This is a genomic window from Streptomyces sp. NPDC038200 (assembly GCF_055600785.1).
In genome coordinates this window covers 496539-519535 of the sequence record NZ_JBVJYH010000002.1, presented here as the reverse complement: position 1 = coordinate 519535, position 22997 = coordinate 496539, and the positions used below count along the sequence as shown (strand labels likewise).

The 22997-nt window shown below is 72.6% G+C and carries 20 protein-coding genes; 12 read left to right on the top strand and 8 right to left on the bottom strand.

Annotation, left to right across the window (positions count from 1 at the left end):
- Positions 1-77: 77 nt before the first annotated feature.
- Positions 78-803: a TetR/AcrR family transcriptional regulator gene (locus ACZ7KF_RS07295; protein ID WP_471069968.1), complete on the bottom strand. Its 726-nt coding sequence runs from the start codon at positions 801-803 to the stop codon at positions 78-80.
- A gap of 180 nt (positions 804-983) precedes the next feature.
- Here ACZ7KF_RS07295 and ACZ7KF_RS07290 point away from each other — a divergent pair, with 180 nt between their 5' ends.
- The gene (locus ACZ7KF_RS07290) at positions 984-2207 is read left to right on the top strand and encodes a saccharopine dehydrogenase family protein (protein ID WP_471069967.1); all 1224 of its coding nucleotides are present in this window, start codon (positions 984-986) and stop codon (positions 2205-2207) included.
- A gap of 46 nt (positions 2208-2253) precedes the next feature.
- Here ACZ7KF_RS07290 and ACZ7KF_RS07285 read toward each other — a convergent pair whose 3' ends face one another.
- Positions 2254-2754 carry a MarR family winged helix-turn-helix transcriptional regulator gene (locus ACZ7KF_RS07285; protein WP_471069966.1) on the bottom strand — a complete coding sequence of 167 codons (501 nt, stop codon included), beginning with the start codon at positions 2752-2754 and terminating at the stop codon, positions 2254-2256.
- A gap of 47 nt (positions 2755-2801) precedes the next feature.
- On the opposite strand from ACZ7KF_RS07285, the gene ACZ7KF_RS07280 reads away from it, so the two are divergent.
- From ACZ7KF_RS07280 to ACZ7KF_RS07265, 4 genes are all read left to right on the top strand, one after another.
- Positions 2802-3686, top strand: a complete 885-nt coding sequence (locus tag ACZ7KF_RS07280) for an SDR family oxidoreductase (RefSeq protein WP_471069965.1) — start codon at positions 2802-2804, stop codon at positions 3684-3686.
- 213 nt (positions 3687-3899) lie between these two features.
- On the top strand, positions 3900-5198 hold the full coding sequence (locus ACZ7KF_RS07275) for an extracellular solute-binding protein (RefSeq protein WP_471069964.1): 1299 nt from the start codon (positions 3900-3902) through the stop codon (positions 5196-5198).
- Positions 5199-5203: 5 nt separating this feature from the next.
- Positions 5204-6241 carry a carbohydrate ABC transporter permease gene (locus tag ACZ7KF_RS07270; RefSeq protein ID WP_471069963.1) on the top strand — a complete coding sequence of 346 codons (1038 nt, stop codon included), beginning with the start codon at positions 5204-5206 and terminating at the stop codon, positions 6239-6241.
- The gene (locus tag ACZ7KF_RS07265) at positions 6238-7128 is read left to right on the top strand and encodes a carbohydrate ABC transporter permease (protein WP_471069962.1); all 891 of its coding nucleotides are present in this window, start codon (positions 6238-6240) and stop codon (positions 7126-7128) included. The genes ACZ7KF_RS07270 and ACZ7KF_RS07265 overlap by 4 nt, the downstream gene beginning before the upstream one ends.
- Before the next feature lie 42 nt (positions 7129-7170).
- On the opposite strand, the gene ACZ7KF_RS07260 is transcribed toward ACZ7KF_RS07265, so the two are convergent.
- Entirely contained in the window at positions 7171-7554 is a 384-nt protein-coding gene (locus tag ACZ7KF_RS07260) for a winged helix-turn-helix transcriptional regulator (RefSeq protein ID WP_471069961.1), read from the bottom strand.
- Positions 7555-7757: 203 nt separating this feature from the next.
- Here ACZ7KF_RS07260 and ACZ7KF_RS07255 point away from each other — a divergent pair, with 203 nt between their 5' ends.
- The gene (locus ACZ7KF_RS07255; protein WP_471069960.1) at positions 7758-8357 is read left to right on the top strand and encodes a 2'-5' RNA ligase family protein; all 600 of its coding nucleotides are present in this window, start codon (positions 7758-7760) and stop codon (positions 8355-8357) included.
- 182 nt (positions 8358-8539) lie between these two features.
- Here ACZ7KF_RS07255 and ACZ7KF_RS07250 read toward each other — a convergent pair whose 3' ends face one another.
- Positions 8540-11581, bottom strand: coding sequence for an FG-GAP-like repeat-containing protein (locus tag ACZ7KF_RS07250; protein ID WP_471069959.1), 3042 nt, complete (start codon positions 11579-11581; stop codon positions 8540-8542).
- A gap of 181 nt (positions 11582-11762) precedes the next feature.
- On the opposite strand from ACZ7KF_RS07250, the gene ACZ7KF_RS07245 reads away from it, so the two are divergent.
- Positions 11763-12773: an aminoglycoside phosphotransferase family protein gene (locus tag ACZ7KF_RS07245; protein ID WP_471069958.1), complete on the top strand. Its 1011-nt coding sequence runs from the start codon at positions 11763-11765 to the stop codon at positions 12771-12773.
- A 44-nt stretch (positions 12774-12817) separates the two neighbouring features.
- Here ACZ7KF_RS07245 and ACZ7KF_RS07240 read toward each other — a convergent pair whose 3' ends face one another.
- Positions 12818-13708, bottom strand: coding sequence for an SDR family oxidoreductase (locus ACZ7KF_RS07240; RefSeq protein WP_471069957.1), 891 nt, complete (start codon positions 13706-13708; stop codon positions 12818-12820).
- A 104-nt stretch (positions 13709-13812) separates the two neighbouring features.
- Positions 13813-13995, bottom strand: a complete 183-nt coding sequence (locus ACZ7KF_RS07235) for a hypothetical protein (RefSeq protein ID WP_471069956.1) — start codon at positions 13993-13995, stop codon at positions 13813-13815.
- A 914-nt stretch (positions 13996-14909) separates the two neighbouring features.
- Between ACZ7KF_RS07235 and ACZ7KF_RS07230 the strand changes: the two genes are divergently transcribed.
- A complete protein-coding gene (locus tag ACZ7KF_RS07230) occupies positions 14910-15737 on the top strand; it encodes a DUF3566 domain-containing protein (protein ID WP_471069955.1) in 828 nt (275 codons plus the stop codon).
- A 174-nt stretch (positions 15738-15911) separates the two neighbouring features.
- On the opposite strand, the gene ACZ7KF_RS07225 is transcribed toward ACZ7KF_RS07230, so the two are convergent.
- Positions 15912-16526 carry a TetR/AcrR family transcriptional regulator gene (locus ACZ7KF_RS07225; protein WP_471069954.1) on the bottom strand — a complete coding sequence of 205 codons (615 nt, stop codon included), beginning with the start codon at positions 16524-16526 and terminating at the stop codon, positions 15912-15914.
- Between the two features lie 220 nt (positions 16527-16746).
- On the opposite strand from ACZ7KF_RS07225, the gene ACZ7KF_RS07220 reads away from it, so the two are divergent.
- The 4 genes from ACZ7KF_RS07220 (at position 16747) to ACZ7KF_RS07205 (ending at position 21124) form a co-directional block, all read left to right on the top strand.
- Positions 16747-18207 (top strand): APC family permease, encoded by a 1461-nt coding sequence (locus ACZ7KF_RS07220; RefSeq protein ID WP_471069953.1) that lies wholly within the window; start codon positions 16747-16749, stop codon positions 18205-18207.
- Between the two features lie 26 nt (positions 18208-18233).
- On the top strand, positions 18234-19808 hold the full coding sequence (locus ACZ7KF_RS07215; RefSeq protein ID WP_471069952.1) for an amidohydrolase: 1575 nt from the start codon (positions 18234-18236) through the stop codon (positions 19806-19808).
- A gap of 115 nt (positions 19809-19923) precedes the next feature.
- Positions 19924-20313 carry a VOC family protein gene (locus tag ACZ7KF_RS07210; RefSeq protein WP_471069951.1) on the top strand — a complete coding sequence of 130 codons (390 nt, stop codon included), beginning with the start codon at positions 19924-19926 and terminating at the stop codon, positions 20311-20313.
- Between the two features lie 82 nt (positions 20314-20395).
- On the top strand, positions 20396-21124 hold the full coding sequence (locus ACZ7KF_RS07205) for a hypothetical protein (RefSeq protein WP_471069950.1): 729 nt from the start codon (positions 20396-20398) through the stop codon (positions 21122-21124).
- Positions 21125-21268: 144 nt separating this feature from the next.
- Here the strand turns inward: ACZ7KF_RS07205 and ACZ7KF_RS07200 are convergent, their stop codons facing one another.
- Positions 21269-22837 (bottom strand): carbohydrate-binding protein, encoded by a 1569-nt coding sequence (locus tag ACZ7KF_RS07200; RefSeq protein WP_471069949.1) that lies wholly within the window; start codon positions 22835-22837, stop codon positions 21269-21271.
- Positions 22838-22997 lie beyond the last annotated feature (160 nt).

The following is a 22997-nucleotide window of genomic DNA, read 5'->3' as shown; positions in this document are numbered from 1 at the left end:
CCGGCCGGTGGCCGGTGCCCGCCGGTTCGTGAGCAGCGGCCCTCGCGCCCCTCCGGGCCGGCCGGTCCGTCGGAAGGTCAGCTTCCGGCTGTCGACGCGGTCCGTACGGCGGCCAGTTGAGCGGCGGCGTTCTCCAGCAGGGTGTCCAGGACGACCGGGTAGGCACTGTGGGGCATGCGGGCGGCCAGGAGGCCGGCGGTCGCGGCGATGTGGGGATAGGACTCCGCGGGGAGCCGGGCGTACGTGGAGGTCCACATCTCCTCGTCCGTCGTCCGGGCCTCCTCCGCCAGGGCGAGCGCTCCGGCGTCCAGGGCCGCGAAGGCGAGGCTCAGGTCGATGAAGGCGTGGTAGAGGCGGACCGCGTCGGCGTCCGGGAAGCCGGCGGTGCGCAGGATGCCGATGATCGTCTCGTCGACGGCGATCTCCCGGGGCCGGCCGGTGACCCGGCTCGCGGTGAGGGCGGCGGCCTGCGGGTGCGCGAGGTACGAGGAGTGGATGGCGAGGCCGAGGGCACGCAGGTCGGCCGGCCACTCACCGGTGGCGGACCAGTTGTCCAGCGCGCGTCCCATCAGCTCGTCGCCGATGGCGCGGGTGAGGTCGTCCATGCCGGCGAAGTAGCGGTAGAGGGTGCTGGGGTCGGCGCCGAGAGCGGTGCCCAGGCGGCGCGCGGTGAGGCCGCCGGTGCCGTGCTCCCGCAGCACGCGCAGCGCGGTCTGCACGATCAGCCCCTCGGACAGCACCGTGCCCTGCCGGGTCGGCCGGCGCCTGCGGCGCGCCGACTCCGGCACCACGTGCTTGGTCATACGGACTCCAGATCCGTCGTGCGCGCTCCGCCCGCGCCGAGCGCGGGGCGGAGGCAACGCACCACTCCCCCTCATCGCCACGACGGCGCACCTTATGCCAACGCTGTTGACTCTACCGGAGCCGATCCCGTTGCATCGGGGCATCTCACTGGCGTGTGGTTGAGGAGAAAGGTGTGTGACATGCGCGTACTGCTCGTGGGCGCGGGCGGGGTCGGAACGGCCGTCACGCGGATCGCGGCCCGCCGCGGCTTCGTGACCCGCATGGTCGTGGCCGACTACGACCCGACCAGGGCCGAGGCCGCCGTCGCCGCGCTGAAGGAGCACGGGGACCGGTTCGTCGCGCGGCGTCTGGACGCCTCCGACGAGGACGGCGTACGCCGGCTGCTGATCGAGGAGCACTGCGACGTCCTGCTGAACGCCACCGACCCGCGGTTCGTGATGTCCCTGTTCCGCGCGGCGCTCGCGGCGGGCGTGCACTACCTGGACATGGCGATGTCCCTGTCCGCTCCGCACCCCCGGCGCCCGTACGAGGAGTGCGGCGTCAAGCTCGGCGACGGCCAGTTCGAGCTGGCGGACCGGTGGGCGGACTCCGGCCGGCTGGCCCTGGTCGGCATGGGAGTGGAACCGGGGCTGTCCGACGTCTTCGCCCGGTACGCCGCGGACGAACTCTTCGACGAGATCGAGGAGATCGGTGTCCGTGACGGGGCCGACCTGGCCGTGGAGGGGTACGACTTCGCTCCCTCCTTCAGCATCTGGACCACGATCGAGGAGTGCCTGAACCCTCCGGTGGTGTACGAGAGGGACCGGGGCTGGTTCACCACCGCGCCCTTCAGCGAGCCGGAGGTCTTCGACTTCCCCGAGGGCATCGGCCCGGTCGAGTGCGTGAACGTGGAGCACGAGGAGGTGCTGCTGATACCGCGCTGGGTGGACGCTCGCCGGGTGACGTTCAAGTACGGGCTGGGCGACGACTTCATCGCCAAGCTGAAGACCCTGCACGAGCTGGGCCTGGACTCCACCGCGCGGATCACCGTCCCCGGCGAGGACGGGCCCGTGCGGGTGTCACCGCGCGACGTCGTCGCCGCCTGCCTCCCCGACCCGGCCACCCTCGGCGAGCGGATGACCGGCAAGACCTGTGCGGGAACCTGGGTGAAGGGCACGAAGGACGGCGCTCCGCGCGAGGTGTACCTCTACCACGTGGTCGACAACCAGTGGTCGATGCGCGAGTACGGCTCTCAGGCCGTGGTCTGGCAGACGGCCGTCAACCCGGTCGTCGCCCTGGAGCTGATCGCCGGCGGCGTCTGGTCCGGCAAGGGCGTCCTCGGCCCCGAAGCCCTCCCGCCCCGCCCCTTCCTCGACCTGCTCACCGAGTACGGCTCGCCGTGGGGCCTGCGCGAACAGGGCTGACACGGAGAGGGCGGCGAAGGGGCGGGGGCCGTCGGCGACCGTCGGCTCACCGACGGGACCGGGGGGACCCCGTCTCCGGTTCCTGCGCCGGCTTCTCCTTCTCCGCCTTGAGCTTGCGCCACACCGTGCCGAGGGCCTCGATGTCGCGCTCGTCGAGGAGGTCGGTGAAGACCGGCGCCAGGACCTCACGGCGGGTGGTGTCGGCTTCCTCGAAGACACGGCGCCCCTCGGCGGTGAGCGCGACCTCGACCGACCGCGCGTCGCGCACCGATGGCGTACGGGCCACCAGTCCCCGGGCCTGGAGGGCGTCCACGACCCGGGAGACCTGGCTGCGGCTGAGCATGGTGCTGTTGCCGAGGACGGAGGCGGGCACGGGCTCGGGGCTGGACGCCAGCCACAGCATCACCTCGAACCAGGACACCGGCAGGTCGTGCGCCTTGACGAGGGCCCGGTCCACGCGCTCGGTCATCACCGTGCCCGCCCAGACCAGCCCGTAGAAGGCGTAGTCCGCGGCGGGCATCTCGGTCTGGGGCAGCTTCTTCGGCATGGTCCGATTATAGGCGCGTTGCGTGCGCACACACATAAAGCTATGTTGTGTGTGCACGCACACAACCGGCCGAGAAAGGCTCCGCCATGTCCACCACCCCCCGCACCGTCCTGATCACCGGAACCTCCTCCGGTATCGGCCTCGCCGCCGCCGTCGCCGCCGCCCGGGCGGGCTGGCGCACGGTCGCCACCCTCCGCGACACCACCCGGGCCGGCGCCCTGCGCGAGGCCGCCGCCGAAGCGGGGGTCGAACTCGACATCCGGCGCCTCGACGTGACCGACGAGGCATCCGTCGCCGCCGCCGTCGACGGCGTGATCGCCGACCACGGCCGCCTGGACGCCGTCGTCAACAACGCGGGCGCGGGCCACCTGGGCACCCTGGAGAACGACTCCATGGAGGACATCCGGAAGGTGATGGAGGTCAACTTCTTCGGCGTACTGAACGTCTCCAAGGCCGCGCTGCCGCATCTGCGCGCCACCGGCGGCCGGCTGATCACCGTCACCAGCGTCGGCGGCGTCGTCGGCCAGCCGTTCAACGAGGCGTACTGCGCCGCCAAGTTCGCCGTCGAGGGCTACCTGGAGAGCCTGGCCCCCGTCGCCCGGACCCTGGGCGTGAGCGTGTCCGTCGTGGAACCCGGTGCCGTGGCCACCGAGTTCGTCCACAACATCGGCGTCGACCTCGGGGCCGACATCGACGCCGGGCCGTACACCGGCGCCCTGCGCCGCTACATCGACCGCACCGTCGAGCAGTTCCGGGAAGGCAGCGCCCAGACCCCGGCCGGGGCGGCGGAGGCGGTCATGGAGGCCCTCCACGCCGAACGGCCCGCCTTCCGGATCCAGACGACCGACTGGGCGCGCACCTTCGTCGACACCAAGCTGGCCGACACCGACGGCTCCGCGGTCCAGGACCTCACCGCCACCTGGGTCGCCTGACCCGCCGTACCCCTCGGCGCGACCGCGGCAATCGAGGGTTTTGCGTGTCCTGGGGGATTTGTGCCGCTCCGGCGTTGCACAGCGTGCGTCCGCCGGTCACAAGGTGGTTGAGACCTCTTGTGGGCGTGTTCATGCAGTCCCTAGCCTCCGGGGTGTTGTGCACAGCGAAACAGTCGTTGCGCATGTTGCAACACCTCATCGGAGGAGCACTCCATGAACCTGTCCGTCCGTTTCATCGGGCCACTGGCGCTCGCCGCCGCCCTGGCCACCGCCTGCGCGCCGCAGACCTCCGGCAACACCTCCTCCGACAAGGACGAGAAGACCGGCACCCTGCGCGTCTGGCTCTTCCAGGAGGTCGACAACCAGCCCAAGGAACGCGTCGTCGACGCGGTTCTCGCCGGCTTCGAGAAGGCGCACGACGGCACCGACGTCACCGTCGAGTACATTCCCGTGGAGACCCGGGCCCAGCGCATCAAGGCCGCCTTCAACGACCCGAAGTCCGCACCCGACGTCATCGAGTACGGCAACACCGACACCGCCGGCTATGTGAAGGACGGCGGACTCGCGGACGTCACGAAGGACTTCCACACCTGGAGCGAGGCCAAGGACACCGACCCGACCGCCCGGCAGTCGGTCACCGTGGACGGCAAGGTCTACGGGGCACCGTACTTCGTCGGCGTCCGGGCGCTGTACTACCGCACCGATGTCCTGCGCGAACTCGGCCTGGACGTACCGAAGTCGCAGGCCGAGCTGATCTCGACCGCGAAGAGGATCCGGGCCGCGAAGCCCGACCTGTACGGCCTCGCCGTCGGCGGCGCCTACACGTACGGCGCGATGCCGTTCATCTGGGCCAACGGCGGCGAACTGGCGACCGGCAGGAGCGGTTCGTACGCCTCCGCCATCGACAGCCCCGACGCGCGGAAGGGCATCAAGGCGTACACCTCGCTCTTCGGCGACGACAACTGTCCCGCCGCCAAGTGCGCGGTCATGGGCGGCAACGACACGGTGACCGCCTTCGCCTCCGGCAAGGCGGCCATGGCGATCGGCGGCGACTTCAGCCACGCCGCCGTCGAGGCCGGGAAGGTCAAGGGGAAGTACGCGGTGGTTCCGCTGCCGGGGGTGAAGCCCGGCTCGATCGCACCGGCCTTCGCGGGCGGCAACAACATCGGCGTGCTGAAGAGCACCTCGCACCGCACGCTCGCCGTGGACCTGATGAAGCGGCTCGCCTCGAAGAAGACGCAGGGCGAACTCTTCGACGCGATGGGCTTCCTGCCCACCTTCACGGACGTACGGCAGCAGGCCGCGACCAAGGAGCCGTTCGTGAAGCCGTTCGTCGAGACGCTCGCCGCCGGCACCGAATTCGTCCCGGCCTCCCCCGCCTGGGCACAGATCGACTCGTCGCTCGTGCTGCCGACGATGTTCCAGGAGATCGTCAGCGGCAAGAAGGACGTCGCGCACGCCTCCGAGGACGCGGCGAAGAAGATGGACGACGTGTTCGGATCCGCGGGGTGACGCGGATGACGGACGCGGCGCTCCCGCCGGAGCCGGGCGGAGCGGTGACGACCGCCGGTCAGCCGGGGGCGGCCGGGGCGGCCGGCGCCCCCACGGCCGGCCCCGCCCCACGCAAGGCGGCCCGGCCGACGGGCCCGTCGCCCGGGCGTCCCCGCCGCCGGCCACGCCCCCGCGGGGGCTGGACCCCCTGGCTCTACCTCGCTCCCGCCCTCGTCTGCCTCGGCGGACTGCTGGTCTACCCCGTCTACCAGCTCGGGTTGATCTCGTTCCTGGAGTACACGCAGGCCCAGGTCAGCGGTGGCGAACCGGCCCGTTTCCGGGGCCTGGCGAACTACACCGAGCTGTTCGCCGACGACCAGTTCTGGCACGTGCTGCTGGCGACGGTCGGCTTCGCGGCGGCCTGTGTGCTCTGCACGCTGGCGGTGGGTTGCGCGCTCGCGGTCCTGCTCACCCGGGTCCGTGCGATCCCGCGCCTCGCTCTGCTGCTGGCGGCGCTGGGGGCGTGGGCGACACCGTCGATCACCGGCTCGACGGTCTGGCTGTTCCTCTTCGACCCCGACTTCGGTCCGGTCAACCGCCTCCTGGGGATCGGCGACTTCTCCTGGACGTACGGCCGTTACAGCGCCTTCCTCCTGGTCCTGCTCGAAGTGGTGTGGTGCTCCTTCCCGTTCGTGATGGTCACCGTCTACGCCGGTATCCGCGCCGTGCCCGGCGAGATCCTGGAGGCCGCCGCCCTGGACGGCGCCTCGCAGTGGCGGATCTGGCGCTCGGTGCTGACGCCGGTCCTGCGGCCGATCCTCGTCATCGTCACCGTCCAGTCCGTGATCTGGGACTTCAAGGTCTTCACCCAGATCTACGTGATCACCAACGGCGGCGGCATCGCCGGCCAGAACCTGGTCCTGAACGTCTACGCCTACCAGAAGGCCTTCGCGTCCTCGCAGTACAGCCTCGGCTCGGCGATCGGCGTCGTGATGCTGCTGATCCTGCTCGCCGTCACGCTCGGGTATCTGCGGCTGCTGCGCCGCCGAGGGGAGGAACTGTGAGTTCCGTACGAGGTCCGGCGGTTCGGGGTGCGCGGGTACGTGGTGCGGGGGTACGTGGTCTGGTGCGGCGCCCCTGGCGGCTGGCCGCCGAGGTGACCGCGCTGCTGGTCGCCGCGGTCGTCGCCTTCCCCCTCTACTGGATGCTGCTGAGCGCCTTCAAACCGGCCGGGGAGATCGAGTCCACGGACCCGCGCCCCTGGACCTCCTCCCCCAGCCTGGACTCCTTCCGGCGCGTCCTCGAACAGCACGAATTCGGCCGGTACTTCGTCAACAGCCTGATCGTCGCGGTGAGTGTCGTGATCGCCTCCGCGCTGATCGCCTTTCTCGCCGCGACCGCCGTGACGCGCTTCCGGTTCCGCTTCCGGACCACCCTGCTGATCATGTTCCTGGTGGCCCAGATGGTGCCGGTGGAGGCGCTCACCATCCCCTTGTTCTTCCTCATGCGGGACTTCGGTCAGCTGAACACCCTGGGTTCACTGATCCTGCCGCACCTCGCCTTCTCGCTGCCGTTCGCGGTCTGGATGCTGCGGGGATTCGTGAAAGCCGTACCGGAGTCCCTGGAAGAGGCCGCCTATCTGGACGGGGCGAGCCGCGCTCGCTTCCTGTGGCAGATCCTCTTCCCGCTCGTCCTGCCGGGCCTGGTGGCCACGAGCGTGTTCTCCTTCATCTCGGCCTGGAACGACTTCCTGTTCGCCAAGTCCTTCATCATCAGCGACACCTCGCAGTCGACACTGCCGATGGCGTTGCTGGTCTTCTACAAGCCCGACGATCCGGACTGGGGAGGGGTCATGGCGGCGTCCACGGTGATGACGGTTCCGGTGCTGGTGTTCTTCGTGCTCGTCCAGCGGCGGCTGGTGTCCGGGCTGGGCGGCGCGGTGAAGGACTGACGTGCCGCGGACGCCGGCCCTCGGCGCGACGCGCACGCGGCCTCAGGTGTCGAACCGGCCGCGAGCGGTCTCGATGTGCCCGAGGTACCGGCGGGTCCACTCGCACATGCCGTTGACCGTCGCCTGCAGGGCTCGGCCCGGCTCGGTGAGGGTGTAGTCGACCCGGGGCGGCACGGTGGGGTGCACGTGCCGCTCGACCAGGCCGTTGCGCTCCAGCATGCGCAGGTTCTGGGTGAGCATCTTGTGGCTGATGCCGTCGATCTGTTTGCGCAGCTCCGTGAAGCGCCGGGTGTCCTCGCCCAAGGCTTCGATGATCAGGAGCGCCCACTTGTTGGCGACGTCCGAGAAGATCTCCCGCGCGAGCGAGTCCGCGCGGGTCAGGTCCGCTTCGTCCGTGGGCGATCCGTCGAACGGCTTGGTCACCATGAGGTCCCCCAGTCACCGGAAGGTGCGTTCTTCCGTGTCAGCGATCACTCTCCTACGGTTTCCCAGTAACCACAAGAGAGCACGGGCGGGCATGGAAGAGGCAGGCGGCGCGGCCGTCTGCTGGGTGGACCCGCAGAGGTTGCCCCGGCGCGACGTCTGTCGCCGGGGACGCTCGCGTCGGGGCCGTCTGCGACCATGGCCGTGTGAACGGGAATCCGGCTTACGGTGGGGCCGAACCGGTCGACGCGCTCGACGTGACGCCGACGCCCCGGACGGCGGTGGCCTGGCTGCCGCCTCGGGAACTCTGGCCGGCGATCCAGGACATCCGCTGGGAGCACGACCCGCAGGTGCGTCGATGGCCGCCGCATGTGAACCTGCTGTTCGGCTTCGTACCGGAGGAGGAGTTCGCGCGGGCGCTGCCGCTGCTCTCCGCCGGGGCGGCAGACACCCCGCCGTTCACCGCGCACCTGGCCGGGGTCCGCTATTTCCGGCACCGGCACCACGCCACCGTGTGGCTCGATCCCGCCGCGGCGGACCCTGCGCCATGGGCGCGTCTGCACGGGGAGCTGGCGCTGCGGTTTCCGCGCTGCCACGGTCGCGGCGGGCGCTTCACCCCTCATATGTCGCTCGGCCGCACCCAGGACCCGAAGCTGCTGACCGCCGAGTGTGCCGGGCGGCTCGGTGCGCTGTCGGCACCGGTCGAGGAGGTGGTCCTGCTCTCCCGGCGCGACGACGAGCCCATGCGGCCCCGGGCCTTGATCGCTCTGGGCACGGGCGAGGTCCGCCGGCTTCGGGACAGCTGAGAGCCCCCGGACGGGCGCCGGTGCACCGGACCGCCGGCCGGTCCGGTGCACCGCCGCACCTCACCCCGCGGCGCAGCACGCTCCCCGGCCCCAGCGGGCGCGGCGGGAAGGCGATGGGCGGGGCGGGAACGCGGTGGGTGCGGGGCGCCCCGGCGGGGGCGCCCCGCGCGTGATCCTCGCGGTCAGAACACTCCCTTGTAGCCGCCCCAGCCGGTGGCGATCTTCGTCCGGGCGCCGAACGAGCCCTTGCCGTTGCCGTTGCTGCGCCACAGCGCGCCGGAGCTGTCGCGCGCGACCAGGTCGGCCTTTCCGTCACCGGTGAGGTCCCCCGCGCCGACGACGACGTCGTAGGAGGACCCCCAGGCGGCGGCGACCTTCGCCCGGGCGGTGAAGGTGCCCGACCCGGTGCCGTTGTAGCGCCACAGGGTGTGGGACCGGTCCTGGACCAGCAGGTCGCCGCGGCCGTCGCCGTTCAGGTCTCCCGCGCCGACGACCTTCTTGTAGCCCCGCCAGTCCGCGTACAGCTTGACCCGCGCGGACAGCTTGCCCGCGCCGGTCGCCCTGTACAGGTACACCGTGCCGGTCCGGGCGTTCCGCGCGACCAGGTCGGGCCGCCCGTCGCCGGTGACGTCTCCCGGCGAGGTCAGGACGTCGTACTGGCCGAAGCCGGTGCCCAGCGCGGTGTACCGGGTCGACGGTGTGAGGGCCTTGCCGCAGCCGGGCCGGTACGCACGCAGGGTGCCGTCGGAGAAGCGGACCAGGACGTCGTTGCAGCGGTCCCCGTCGAAGTCGCCGACCGGGACGGCCTTGACGGAGGCCGGCCAGCCGGAGGCGGAGAGCTTGCCGGAGAGACCGCCCTTGCCGTCGCCCTTCTGGATGGCGAGGGTGCCGGAGGAGCCGAGGGTGAGCAGGTCACCGATGCCGTCGGAGCCCGCGTAGTCCCGGGGTACGGCCGCGGCGCCCGAGACACGGACGGTGCCGGAGACGGCCAGGGCGGAGCCGGTACCGTCGGCGGGGGTGGCGGTGAGGGTCCAGGTGTAGGCGCCGTTGGGCACCAGGGCACCGGTCTCGCTCCTGCCGTCCCAGGCGACCCCCACCGAGCTGCGGGTGGCGCCGCCCTGCCAGGTACGCTGCACGGCTCCGGTGGTGGCGGCCTTGAGCGTCAGCTTCCAGGAGGACGCGGGCTTGGACAGCCACCACCGGCCGTTCCAGCGGGCGCCGCCGCCGGCCGCCGTGAAGGAGGCGGGGGCGACGGAGTCGGGCACGGTGAGCCGGGCCGGCGCCCACGTGTCGTCGTAGGCACCGACGACGTGGACGGTGTCGTCCGCGTCCAGGTAGGCGATCTTGTTGGAGCGGCGGTCGACGGTCCAGGTCACTCCGCGGGTGTCGGCCGCCGTGGTGGCGGCGACGCCGCGGATCCGGTCGAGGTCGCCCGAGGCGTCGTCGTGCAGCCGCGTCAGCCGGATCAGCTTCGCCGCGGGGTCCCAGCGGCCGAAGAAGCCGTCGCCGAGGAGAATGTCGCCGACCGGGGTCGGGTAGCTGTAGCCCGGCTGGTCCGGCCTGACGATCGCGGCCTTCTGCTGGGCGGCGCAGCCCCAGTACAGCAGGGTGCCGTTGGTGCGCAGGTCGTCGGGGACGCAGTTGCCGTCCGTGGTGACGGTACGGACGGTCTTCCCGGTGCGCAGGCTGGTGCCGGTGATCCGGCCCGGCGTGGCGGACGGCGTCCACAGGGTGCTGTAGTCGAGCGCGGCGGCCTGCGGCTTCTGTTCGCGGACGATCTTGCCCGTGGTGATGTCCACGACGTACTGCCGGCCGGCGCCCTGGTACAGCACGTACTGCGGGGAGACGTCCAGGATCCGGCCGTCGGCGGCGGGCAGCGGGACGTTCCCGTCGGGGTCGTCGGCGGTGGTGAGGACGTCCTTGCCGGTGGCCGGGTCGGTGGTGAGCTGGGCCAGGCCCTCGTCACCGCCGTCCGCGAAGCGTCCCGGCCCGGTGCTGCCGGAGGTGACGGCCGGTGTCAGGGGCGCGCCGCCGGCCGGTGCCAGGGCGGTGCCGATGTCCTGGCTGTGCAGTGTGCCGGTGCCGCGCAGGGTGTTGAGGAGGCGGACGGTGCCGCGGTCCAGGGCGAGGGCGCCGACCGAGCCGTCGTGGTGGACGGGGGGCACGGTGTGCCGGGGCGTGGCCGCGACGTTGCCGTTGCCGTCGACCGAGACGAAGTACAGGGTGCGCGGGCCGTCGGGGGTGGCCCGGCCGAGCACGGTCAGCTCGTCGCCGAACTGCCAGGCCCGCTCGGCGTCGGCCAGCACCGGGGCCGCGTCCGGGCCGAGCGAGAGGTCGCGCAGCGGTCCGCCCGAGCCCTCGGACCACAGCAGGTGGTCGCCGACGAGGAAGGAGGTGACCTGGCTGTCCGGAGTCGATGTCGGCACGGTCCGGACGCCGGGAGCGCCGCCCGCGCTGCCGCGTGCCCTGATCCGGATTCCGGCCCCGTCCTCCCGGGTGTACCAGGACACCCAGGAGCGGTTGAGCCGGAAGCTGCTCGCCGGTCCGGTCACCTGAAGGGGCGTGACCTTGCCGGAGATCCCGTCGACGATGCCGTAGGCGGCACGGCCGTCCTGCTGGTAGCGGACGACGAAGTTCGTGCCCTCGCCCGCGAGGATCTCGGGTTCGGCCTCGGCCGTGGCACCCTCGGGAAGCTGCACCGGGACGTCGTGGACGGAACCGGAGTCCACTCCCCGGACGACCCGGTACTCCTGGGAGCCGTCGGCGAGTCGGTGGGACGCGAGCACGAAACCGTCGCTGACCTGGGGGTGCTGGTAGCCCTCGGGCAGCGTCAGCGTCAACGAGCTGTTGGTGTCGAGCTTGAACCGCACGATGCGGGTGCGGCCGTCGTCGGTGGTGGTGGAGTAGTAGACCCAGTTGTCGTAGTCGCTGGTGAAGAAGAAGGACTTCGCGGGCACACCGTTCAGCCCCGGGACCGCCTTGCCCGAGCCGACCCAGTAGTAGCCGTCGGCGCCTTCCTCCTGGTAGAGCGCGCCGAGGCGGGCGCTGGTGACGACGGTGAGCTGCCGGTCGACGTCGGCGTCGGGCGCGGCGACGGTGACCTCGGCGGTGACGGCGTACGCGGGCGCGAGCGCGGGCAGGACGAGGCCCGCCGTGACGACGAGCGCGGTGGTGACGGCGGCGGCTCTCCCCAGGCGCGCCGGCCGATGGTGCCGTTCTGGCACGGTTCCCCCCTGTATGCGGCTGTGTCTGTGCGGGGTAGTCGTCGCACGACGCCCCCGCACACGTGTTCGCGATCATATCGCCGCCCCGGTGGGGGAGTTGGGCTCCGTGCCGCTCTCGGCCCCCCGGCAGCACGGGAAAAACCATTGGCCCGCTGAGCGGTGGCGATGCTGCGATGGGGCGATGGAGATCGACGGTTCGACTGTCGTGGACCGCGGGCGGTACCAGGACGCGGTGACTCCCTGGGAGCGGGAGTCCTGGCGGGTCGCGGCCCTCGACTGGGTGGGCGGCCGGCTCGCCGCGCACGGACTGCGCGCGGACGGCGCGCTGGAGGTGCGGCTGCGGCCGTGGTCCGTGCTGGTCCGCGTACCCGTCGCGGGGCGGCCGGCCGTCTGGTTCAAGGCGAACCCGCGGGCGAGCGCCTTCGAGGGGCCGCTGACCGCCGCGCTGGCCCGCTGGGTGCCCGGACACGTGCTGCGGCCGCTGGCCGTCGACGCCACGCGCGGCTGGTCGCTGCTCCCCGACGGTGGCGACCTGTTCCGGGCCGTGCTCGCGCGGGAGTGGGCCGGACCGCGGGACTGGGAGGCACTGCTGCGCCAGTACGCGCGCATGCAGTACGACCTGGTGCCGCACGCGGAGGAGATCGTGCGGCTCGGTGTCCCCGCCGCCCGGACCCTCGACCTGCCCGAGGTGTTCGACGAGCTCCTCGCCGGGAACCGCGCGCTGGACGCGGACCGGCGCGCCCGGCTGGAGGGCCTGCGGCCGAGGCTCGCCGAGTGGTGTGCCGAACTCGCCTCCGCCGGCGTCCCGGACACGCTCGACCACGCCGATCTGCACGACGGCCAGCTGTTCCGGCCGGCGCCGGGCCGGTTCACCTTCTTCGACTGGGGCGACGCCGCCGTCTCCCACCCGTTCTGCAGTCTGCGCGTCCCCGCCGAACGGGCCCGCGACCGCCACGGGCCGCGGGTCCTGCCCCGGCTGCTCGACGCCTACCTGGAACCCTGGACGGGCAACGGCCGCACGACGGCGGAGCTACGACGCGCGGCGGCCCTCGCCTGGCGGCTGAGCGCCCTCGGCCGCGCCGCCTCCTGGGGCCGGATGTTCCCCGACACGTCCGGCACCCGGCCGGGGGCCGAGGAGAGCGCCGAGTGGCTGCTGGAACTCCTCGCCGAACCGCCGTTCGGGAGCGGCTGAGCACTCGCCGGACCGGCCGGACGCCGCGTGCGCGAGCGCGCCGGTCAGGGCAGCGGGGTGCCGCCGGTGGCGTTGAGGATCTCCGCGGTGACGAAGCTCGCCTCGGGCGAGGCGAGATAGACGTAGGCGGGAGCCAGTTCGGCGGGCTGGGCCGGGCGGCCGAGCGGGCTCTGCTTGCCGAACTCCGCCGTGTCGGGCAGGGTCGACGGGATGAGCGGGGTCCACACCGGGCCGGGCGCGACCGCGTTGACCCGGATGCCGCGCTCCGCCAGCATCTGGGCCAGCCCCTGGGTGAACGTGACGATCGCGCCCTTCGTCATCGCGTAGTCCAGCAGGTGCGGGCTGGGCTTGTACGCCTGCACGGACGTGGAGTTGACGACACAGCCTCCGGCCGGGATGTGCGGCAGGGCGAACTTGGTCAGCCAGAACATCCCGTACAGGTTCGTCCGCATCACCCGGTCGAACTGCTCGGTGCTGATCGCCTCGATGCCGTCCGGCTGGGACATCTGGTAGGCGGCGTTGTTCACGAGGACGTCGATCCGGCCGAACTCCGCGACCGCCCGCTCGACCAGAGACCGGCACTCGTCCTCGTCACGGATGTCGCAGGGCACGGCGACCGCCTTGCGCCCGGCATCCTCCACCAGCCGCGCCGTCTCCCGGGCGTCGGCCTCCTCCTCGGCGAGGTGGGTGAAGACGACGTCGGCTCCTTCACGGGCGAAGGCGAGCGCCACCGCCCGTCCGATACCGGAGTCCCCTCCCGTGATCACGGTCTTGAGGCCGTCGAGACGGCCGGTGCCGCGGTAGGACTCCTCACCGTGATCGGGTGGCGGGTCCATCGGGCCGGTCCAGCCCGGGTGCGGCTGGTCCTGGGAGGGGAATGTGGGGCGGGCGTGCTGTGTGACCGGGTTGGGCCGGTCGCCGTGCCGGTCCGTCACGGTGGCCTCCTGCGTCTCGGGGGGACGAACGGACGACCGGGTTCCCGTCACGGGGCAGGCCAAAAGAGCGTTCTGCTCGGCGGGCGCGAGGAGTCGCCGGCCGGTCAGGTCGTGGACGTGTTCGGCCCTGTGGCGCGCATGTGGTCCCTGCGGGCGAGGTTGTAGATCCGCAGGAGGTGCTTCGCCACGGCACAGGGCGCGGCGTCGACATGGCACTGGCGGCAGGTCCGCATGTGCTGCTCGTAGGTGAAGCGCGCGTTTTCCAACGCGTCGTTGACAGAAGACATGGACTTCTCCGGGCAGGGCGCGTCGGGGGAGCGACGCAGAGTTGACTGACTGGTACACCCAGAGCAAGGTGATCATGTTACTGGCGGTACTGGGAAACTCGTACTGTCGATGCCTGCACCTCCGGTACCGGGCGGGCCGGCCGGTGACGGTCGGGCCGTGCGTCCGACGGCCTCGGCCACCCGTCCGAGGGCGGGCCTTCGTCACCCGTTCGGCGGTCGCTCCCCGGGGCCGTCGGCTCCGCCGCGTCCCCGCCGCGTCCGCCCGGGGGGAACGGTGAGCAGCCCCCCTGTTCAGGGGCGGCCCGGCGCCTTGCGCGACACCGCTCGGAGGTGCATGAGCGCCCGTCGATCTATACCGTCGGACGCACGGACCAGCAGGCCCCAGAGGCCGCCCGGCGGTCGACGAAGGCCCGTTCGTTCACGGAGGGGGCACGGCTGCCCGGCCAGTCAGGGAGACAGGCATGAGCCGAGCCAAGCGCAGGCCCCGCGAGACCGCCCGCAGTCAGGCGGCAGCCGAGCAGGAGGACGGCTCCGGCCGCACGCGGAACGACGGACCCACCGAAGGCCGACGCACGGTGTCCGCCGGCGGGGCCAGGGCAGGAACGGCATCCGGGGACCGCCGCGCGGAGGAGCCCGGATCGCCGGAGGCGCGGTCCGGTGCGCGCGACCACGCCGAGTCCCCACCGACGCCCCCTCCCCCGACCGCCGCACCGATGGCCGCTCCCCCGCCCGTCGGGCCGACGCCCCCTCCCCCGTCCCTCGGGCCGAGGTCCGCTCCTCCGGCCATCGCGGGCGCGGCCCCCGTCCCGGCCGTCGCGGCCACGTCTCCTGCCCCGGCGGTCACCCTCACGTCTCCTGCCCCGGCCGTCTCACCGGTGCCTGCTGCCCCGGCCATGGCGCCGACCGCGCGCCCCGTGCGCCGGCCGAGGTGGACCCTGCCCGGCCGGTCCGGTCCGGCGCGCGACGCCTACGGGCTTCCGGAACCGCCCCAGGCTGCCCGGGCGTCGGCGCCGCGGCTGATACGGCTGCGCATATCCGAGGCGGATCCCTGGTCGGTGATGGTGACGAGCTTCCTGTTCCTGACCGGGCTCGGCGTGACCGTGCTCGGCGCCGCGGGCATGCTCTGGATCATGCTGGAGGCCATGACCCCGGACTCTTTGCCGACACCGGCCACCGTCCTGCTCATCGCGGTCGGCATCGTCGTCCTGGAAGTCGTCCTGGGCACCTGCCTGGCGACACTGGGGAGCTTCCTCTACAACCTGTCGGCGCGATTCAGCGGCGGTGTCGAAGTGGCCGTGACCGACGCCCCGCCCGAACCGCCCCCGACCCCCGCGCAGACCCTGCTGCTGACGGCCCGAGCCCATGCCCACCGCCAACTGCGCGCCCACGCCTCCGCCTGGGTCTCCGCCGCCCGGCACCGCCTGTCCGCCGTCGAACGGCGCCTCCCCGTGGGCCTGCGACGCCTGCCCGCCGCCCGCGACCTCCCGAACGCCGACGCCCGGCCCGTCCGGGCCGGACCGGAGACCGACGGGCCGACGGCGCCGTCGACGGCCACAGCCACAGCCACAGCCGAGGACGCGGCTGGGGACGCGGCCACGCCCGCAGCCGGAGCCACAACCGAGGACGCCCCCGAGGACGGTGAAGCACCCGAAACCGCCGCCGACGCGTCCCTCCTCCCACCCGGTCCGCCCCGGGCGGTCCACTCCGGCGAGGGCACCACGGACGACGGCCGGCACGCCTGATGACGGCCGGCCGGCACGCGGTGTCCCGGTCGGGCGAGGAACGGCGGCGCGGCGGGACGGCCGCGCTCGGCGGTACGAGGCGCCCGGCGGCGAATCCCGCACCGGCGGGCCGGGCAGACCGGGCGAGCGCGGGAGGCCGGGCAGACCAGGCGAGCATGGCAGGCCGGGCCCCGTCTACCGGTCGCGTTCCTCGCGGAGCGCCCGTGCGTGGTTGAGGAAGGCGGTCAGCCCGACCTCGAAGGCGCGGTCGGCGCGGCCGTCACCCACCGCGGCGAGCGCCTCCGCGAGGCGGGGGGTCGGGGTGCTGTCCGTCAGCTCCCACATGGTCTCGGGGGCGGCGAGGTCCAGGGCCGAGCCCAGCACCAGGTTCTCCAGGGCGATGACCATCGGCATGATCTCGGCCGGGGCGAAGCCGGCCGCCAGCAGCACGCTCACCGCGCGCTCGTACTGCTCCAGGACCCGGGGCGCACGGACGGGGGAGGTCATGAGCAGGGGGATCACCCGGGGGTGGGCGGCGAACGCGGCCCGGTAGGACCGCGCCCACGCCTCGACGGCCGCGTCCCACGGGGTGACGTCCAGGGTGGCCGGGTCCATCGCGGCGCAGACGCGCTCGCGCAGCAGTTCCAGGATGCCGTCGCGGCCCTCCACGTGGTGGTACACCGAACCGGTCTGCGCACCCAGCCGCCGGGCTATCTGCGGGACGCTGAAGTCACCGGTCTCGTCGACCAGTCGGAGCGCGGTGGTGGTGATGCGCTCGCGGTCGAGGAGCGGTGTGCGCGGCCGTCCCATGGTCAGTGGTCTCCCTCAGGTCTTCCCGGATGCCCAACGGCAGGCTACATTGCCGAAACCGAAAGCCTTTAGGTTTACGGCTCCGGGCGGCCGCCATCCCCTCGTGCTCCCGGCCACGCCGGTACGGACGGCCCACCCCGGCCCCTCCGCCCGTGCCCGCGAACCCGGCTGCCCCACCACCGGGACCCCCTCCCCTCCGCGCCAGAAGGGCTCCCCCCGTATGTCCGTGACCACCGCCGAACTCCCGGAGGAGGAAGCGTCGTCCGACGCGGCCGGTCTCCGGTCCGGCTCCCTCGGCACCGCCGACATCGCCTTCTTCGTCGTCTCCGCCGCCGCGCCCCTGACCGTCATGGCCGGGGTCGCCCCGCTCGCCATCCTGCTGGGCGGCGTCGGCGCGCCCGTCGGCTATCTCCTGGCCGGGGTGACCCTCGCCGTCTTCGCCGTCGGCTTCACCACCATGAGCCGCCATGTCACCAGCGGCGGCGCCTTCTACGCCTACATCACCCGCGGCCTCGGCCGGCCGGTCGGCATCGGCGCCGCCCTGCTCGCCCTGGTGGGTTACAACGGCATGGAGATCGGCGTCTACGGCCTCCTCGCCACCACCACCCGCGACACCGTGCACGCCCTCTTCGGCTCGGAGGTTCCGTGGCTGCCGGTGTCCCTGGCCGGCCTGGTGCTGATCGGCTACGGCGGCTATCGCTCGATCGACTTCGGTGCCAAGGTCCTCGGCGTGCTCCTGGTGGCCGAGACCGGCATACTCGTCCTGCTCGCCGGCGGGGTGCTGGTGCGGGGCGGCGCGCACGGCCTCTCCCTGGCCTCGCTCGCCCCGGCCCATGTCTTCGTGCCCGGCACGGCGGCCGTCCTCGCCTTCGCGTTCGCCGCGTTCACCGGTTTCGAGTCGACCGTCATCTACCGCCGCGAGGCCCGCGACCCCGAGCGCACGGTCCCGCGCGCCACGTACGCGGCCGTCGGATTCCTGGGCCTGTTCTACGCGTTCGTCGTCTGGATCGCCGTCCAGGCGTTCGGCGACGACCGGGTCGTCCAGGCGGCGGGCCAGGATCCGGCCGGACTGTTCTTCACCGCGATCACCACCTACGTCGGCGGCTGGGCCGCGGACCTGATGCACGTCTTCATCGTCACCAGCGTCATCGCCTCCCTGCTCGCCTTCCACAACGCCATCAACCGCTATGCGCTCGCCCTGGCCGAGGAGGGCGTGCTGCCGCGCCGGCTCGGCCGCATCCATCCCCGGCACCGCTCGCCGTACGTCGCCGGTCTCGCCCAGACCGTCCTCGGCGCCCTGGTCGTCCTCGCGTTTCGGGCCGCCGGTGCCGACCCCTACCAGCAGCTGCTGCTGTGGGTGAACACCCCGGGGATGATCGGTCTGCTGCTGCTCCAGCTGCTCGCCGCGATCGCGGTCGCCTGCTACTTCCGGCGGGTGCGGCACACGGAGGGTCCCGTGCGGACGCTGGTCGCGCCGGTCCTCGCCGCCGTCCTGCTGGCGACCGCGATCGGGCTGGTGGTGACCCACATCGACCTGTTCACCGCCGCCTCCCCCGCGGTGAACGTCCTGCTCGTCCTCGTGGCGCCCGCCGTGTTCGCCCTCGGCCTGCCGCTGGCGTGGTGGCTGCGCCGCAGCCGCCCCGCCGTCTACACCACGTTCGGCTCCGAACCCACCGAATGACCCTCTGACGCGAAGGAGTTCATGGCATGCCCGCTGCCGATCTGATTCTCGCCGGCGCTCACGTCCGCACCCTCGACCCGGGCCGTCCCGCCGCCACGGCGGTCGCCGTGCGCGGCGGGGTGATCACCGGGGTCGGGACGGCGGCCGACGCAGCGGACTGGCGCGGACCCGGCACCGAGGTCGTCGATCTGCACGGCGCACACCTCGTGCCGGGCCTGGTCGACGCCCACAGCCACCCGGTGTGGGGGCTCGACATGGCGACCGGCACCGATCTGTCGGCCGTGACGGACCTCGCCGGGCTGCGCGCCGCGCTCGCCGGAGCCGAGCGGACGGACGGCTGGGTGGTGGGCTTCGGCCTCGACCACAACGCGTTCGAGGGCCGCCCCGTGCACCACGAACCGGTGGCGGACGTCCTCGGGGACACCCCGGCCTTCCTCCGCCTGTACGACGGCCACTCCGCGCTCGCCAACGCGGCGGCGCTGGCCGCCGCCGGGGTGACCGGGCCACGCGCCTTCGACCAGCGTGCCGAGGTGGTGTGCGATACCACGGGCCGGCCCACCGGACACCTGGTCGAGCACGCGGCGATGGACCTGGTGACCCCCGTCGTGCCCCGGCCCTCGTACGCGCAACGGCGGACGCGGCTGGTGGAGTTGCTGTCCGCCATGGCCGCGACCGGGCTGACCGGCGCCCATGTGATGGACGGCGGGGACCTCGAACTGGTGGCGGCGGTGGCGCGGGAGACGGTACTGCCGGTACGCCTGCGGTTCGCCCCGTGGTGCATGCCGGGCGCGGACGCCGACACCCTGCGGGAGCTGATCGAGGCGCAGGGCAGGGGCGGCCGGCACTGGGTGGTCGGCGGGGTGAAGTTCTTCATGGACGGCACGGTGGAGGGCGGTACCGCCTGGCTGGAGCATCCCGACTGCCACGGTCAGGGCACCGAAGCGTTCTGGCCGGACCCGCACGCGTACGCCGGGGCCGTCCGCACCCTGCACACGGCCGGTGTCCGCACCGCCACGCACGCCATCGGGGACGCCGCCGTCCGGCACGTCCTGGACACCGTGGCCTCACTGGGACCCGGCGGGCACGGGGCACACCGGATCGAGCACATCGAGACATCCCCCGACGAACTCCTGCCGCGCTTCGCCGAGTTGGGGGTAGCGGCCTCCCTGCAGCCCCCGCACACCGGCTACACCCGCGACGACGGCACCGACGAGTGGTCCCGGCGGCTGGGCGGCGACCGGGCCGCCCGCGCCTGGCGGCTGCGGGACCTGCGGGAGGCCGGCGCCACGGTCGCCCTCGGTTCGGACTGGCCCATCGCGCACTACGACGTACGGGCCGTGCTGGCGACGGCCCGCAGCCCCAGGGGCGCCGCGGCGCACCGGCCGGGGCTCACACCGTTGCAGGCGCTGGAAGGGTGCACCAGCCATGCGGCGGCCGCCGCCGGTGAAGCCGCCGTCGCCGGCCGGATCGCACCGGGCCGCCGGGCCGACCTCACCGCGCTGTCCGTGGACCCGGTGCACGCCCCCGAAGACGAACTCGCCGACGCCGCCGTGGCGTTGACGGTCACCGGCGGACATGTCGTGCACCGTGGCGCCTTTTGACGGCACCGGCCGGCGGGGGCGGGAAGTAGAATGGTTCCACGGCATCGCGTGCCGGTCACCGGCCGGGTGAGGCATGGAGGTGCCCGTGAGATTGGCTTGCGGAGGCATTCCACCCATGTCAGTCGAGTTGAACCACACCATCGTCCACGCCCGGGACAAGCGGGAGTCCGCGGAGTTCCTGGCCGGCATCCTGGGCCTGGAGGCCGGACCGGACTGGGGCCCGTTCGTCCCCGTCGGCACGAGCAACGGGGTGACCCTGGACTTCGCCACCGTCCCGGCGGAGTCGATCGTCATGCAGCACTACGCCTTCCTCATCACCGAGGAGGAGTTCGACGCCGCCTTCGCCCGTATACGGGAGGCCGGAATCACCTACTACGCCGATCCACACGGAAAGCAGCCGGGCGAGATCAACCATTACTACGGCGGCCGGGGCCTGTACTTCACGGATCCGGCCGGACACGCGATGGAGATCATGACCCGCCCCTACGGCGAGCAGCCGGCGTAGGCCCGGGAAAGGGCAGGCCGGCGCCCTGGTCCCGGCCTGCCCCGGTCGGCGCCCGGCAGCGGGGCCACGGCACACTGTGGGCATGAACGACTTCCGCCGGGTCGACCAGGACCCCGCCCCGGAGTGGTACGGGCGGCTGCGGGTGCAGGCCGACGACGTCTCCCCCGCCGACTGGCTCGGCGTGGACGGGGTGGGACAGGCCCCCTTGGGCACGGTGGCGGGCGTCGCGGCACCGGGATTCCCCGCCTACGCACGGATCCTGCACCCGGCCCGGCTCGACGTACACCCGGTGCGCTGGTCCACGGTCGCCGCCGCCCACGCCAGGCGGGTCACTCCGCACACACGCTGGCACGAGATCATCGGAATGGGCCAGGAGTACGTCAACGCCTCCGACTACGGCCTGCCCGGTGTGTGGGACGAACACCCCGACGAGGGTCCGACCCCGCCGGACGTCGCCCGGGCGCTGCTGCCCGTGCTGACCCGGCACACCCGGACCCCGGAGCAGTGCTGGTTCGGGCTGTGGCAGGGATACGGCCGCTGGGACTTCGGCCGGTTCCCGGCCTTCGAGACGCCGGGACGGGAGGAGTCCCTGCTGGCCGGCCGGCTGGCCGACGTCGTCTCGCCGGTGACCCTGGACGACTTCGCCGAGCTGCCCGACCTGTGGTGGCCGCAGGACCGTGCCTGGATCCTGGGCGGTGACGTGGACCTGACCAGCACCTATGTCGGTGGTTCGCCGGAGCTGATCGCCGACCTGCTGGCCTCGGCGGACCTGGAGACGCACCCCGTGACCCCGAACGCCCCCGTCGGCTGAGCCCGCCGCGCAGCGTTCCGGCGGCTACGGCGGGCCGGCTGTGGCGGCTCGGCCCGCGCACCCGGGCCGACCGCGGCCGCCGACCGGCGCGAGCGGGGCGCCGCCCGGCGCGGCGCCCCGCCTTCGCCCGCCGTCGCGCACGGACTACGGCGTCACCACGCTGCCTCCGAAGGTCACCACGAGGCGGCCGTCGGAGGCGAAGGACCAGCCGAGGGCGCCCGAGTAGGAGGAGCAGCGCGAGCCGTTGGTGCCGGTCCAGAACTGGTCGGAGCTGTCGGCGTCGCCGACGGTCTTGTCGTTCGAGCCGCTGACGGCGAACCGGCACGAGGTGTCGGTGCGGAACACCGACGTGCCCTTGTCGAACGAGAAGTTGCGCTCCGCGTTGTCGACGCCCACGTTGTCGGAGATCGTCATGGTGCCGGGGTTGCTGTTGTAGGTGAACCCGTGGTGGCCGTTCCTGTAGGCGATGCTGTGCCGGACCACGTGGTTCACCGCGATGTCGTCACCGCCGAGCTTGTAGCCGTTGCGGTCGCCGTTGGAGTTGACGGTGCCGTCGCTCAGGGTGCCGTTGGCGTAGGACAGGGAGTACTCGATGGTCACCGGTCCGATGGCACCGGTGTCCGTCTTGGTGTACAGGTCCCAGCCGTCGTCGATGTTGTGGTGGGAGACGTCGTGGCGGAAGACGTTCCCGGTGCCGGTGGTGAGCTTGGCGGCGAAGCCGTCGGCGTCCTCGCCGTCGGAGTCGGCGTTGTCGTGCGACTCGGAACCGACGATCAGGTTGTTCGACGGCCACTGGGAGCTGGGGGTGCCGGAGGAGATCCGGCCTAGCTGGAGTCCGGTGTCCCGGTTGTAGGCGGTCACCACGCGCTCGACGACGTTGTCGCTGCCGCCGACGTAGATCCCGTTGTCCCCGGCGTGTTCGACGGTGAGGCCGTACAGCCGCCAGCGGTCGGCGTTCAGCTGGATGCCCCGGTTGGACGCGCTCTCGCTCTGCGCCGAGAAGTTCAGCACGGGCTTCTCGCCCGGGTAGGCGGAGAGGGTGGTACGGGCGCCGGACGTACCGTTGTTGCCGGCCGGAATGGTGACCGTGGACGAGTAGGCGTACGTCCCGCCGCGCAGATAGATCGTGCCGCCGGGGGTGATCCGGCTGATGGCCGAGGTGAGCGTGGTGGGGGCCGACTCCGTACCGGCCGCGCCGTCGGTGCCGGCGGGGGACACGTAGAGCACGGTGCCGGTCGCCGCCGCGGACACGTCCGCGTCGAGACGGTCGAGGTTGGGCAGGCCGTCGGCGGCGGTGGGGGTGAGGCGGACGGTGTTGCTGCCCGCCTTCACCGGGACGGTCAGCGTCTTGGTCGCCCAGGTGTCCCAGGCGCCGGTCGCCTCGAAGGACGCGGTGGTGGCCGTGGTGCCGTTCACCGCCACGGTGGCGGCCCGGGCGGCCGTCGTGCCGTTGGCGAAGCGGATGCCGAGGGTCGCGGTGCCCGCGGTGGCGGCGTTCACGGTGAACTGGGCATACGCGCCCGCGGCGTTGGTGCCGTTGCAGTATCCGCTGCCGGAGTATCCGGTCCAGTCGGAGTCGATCGTCCCGGTGCAGACCGTCGGGGAACTCTCGGCCTCGTAGCGTGTGCCGGCTGCCTGGGCCGTGGTGCCGGAGAGCGCGACGAGCGCGCCGGCGAGCAGACCGGCGCACGCGATGGCTGGTCTCAGTTGCATCGGCTTGTCTCCCTGCGGGTTGGCTCGGCTGTGCGGATGCGAGTGGTCCAGGGGGGTGAACCGGATGGCCGGCCGTGGCATGGTGACCGGTGACGGAAAGCGCTTTCCCCCTGGACCTTCCCGACGGTAAGGAGATGCCATGCACACGTCAATAGTCGCG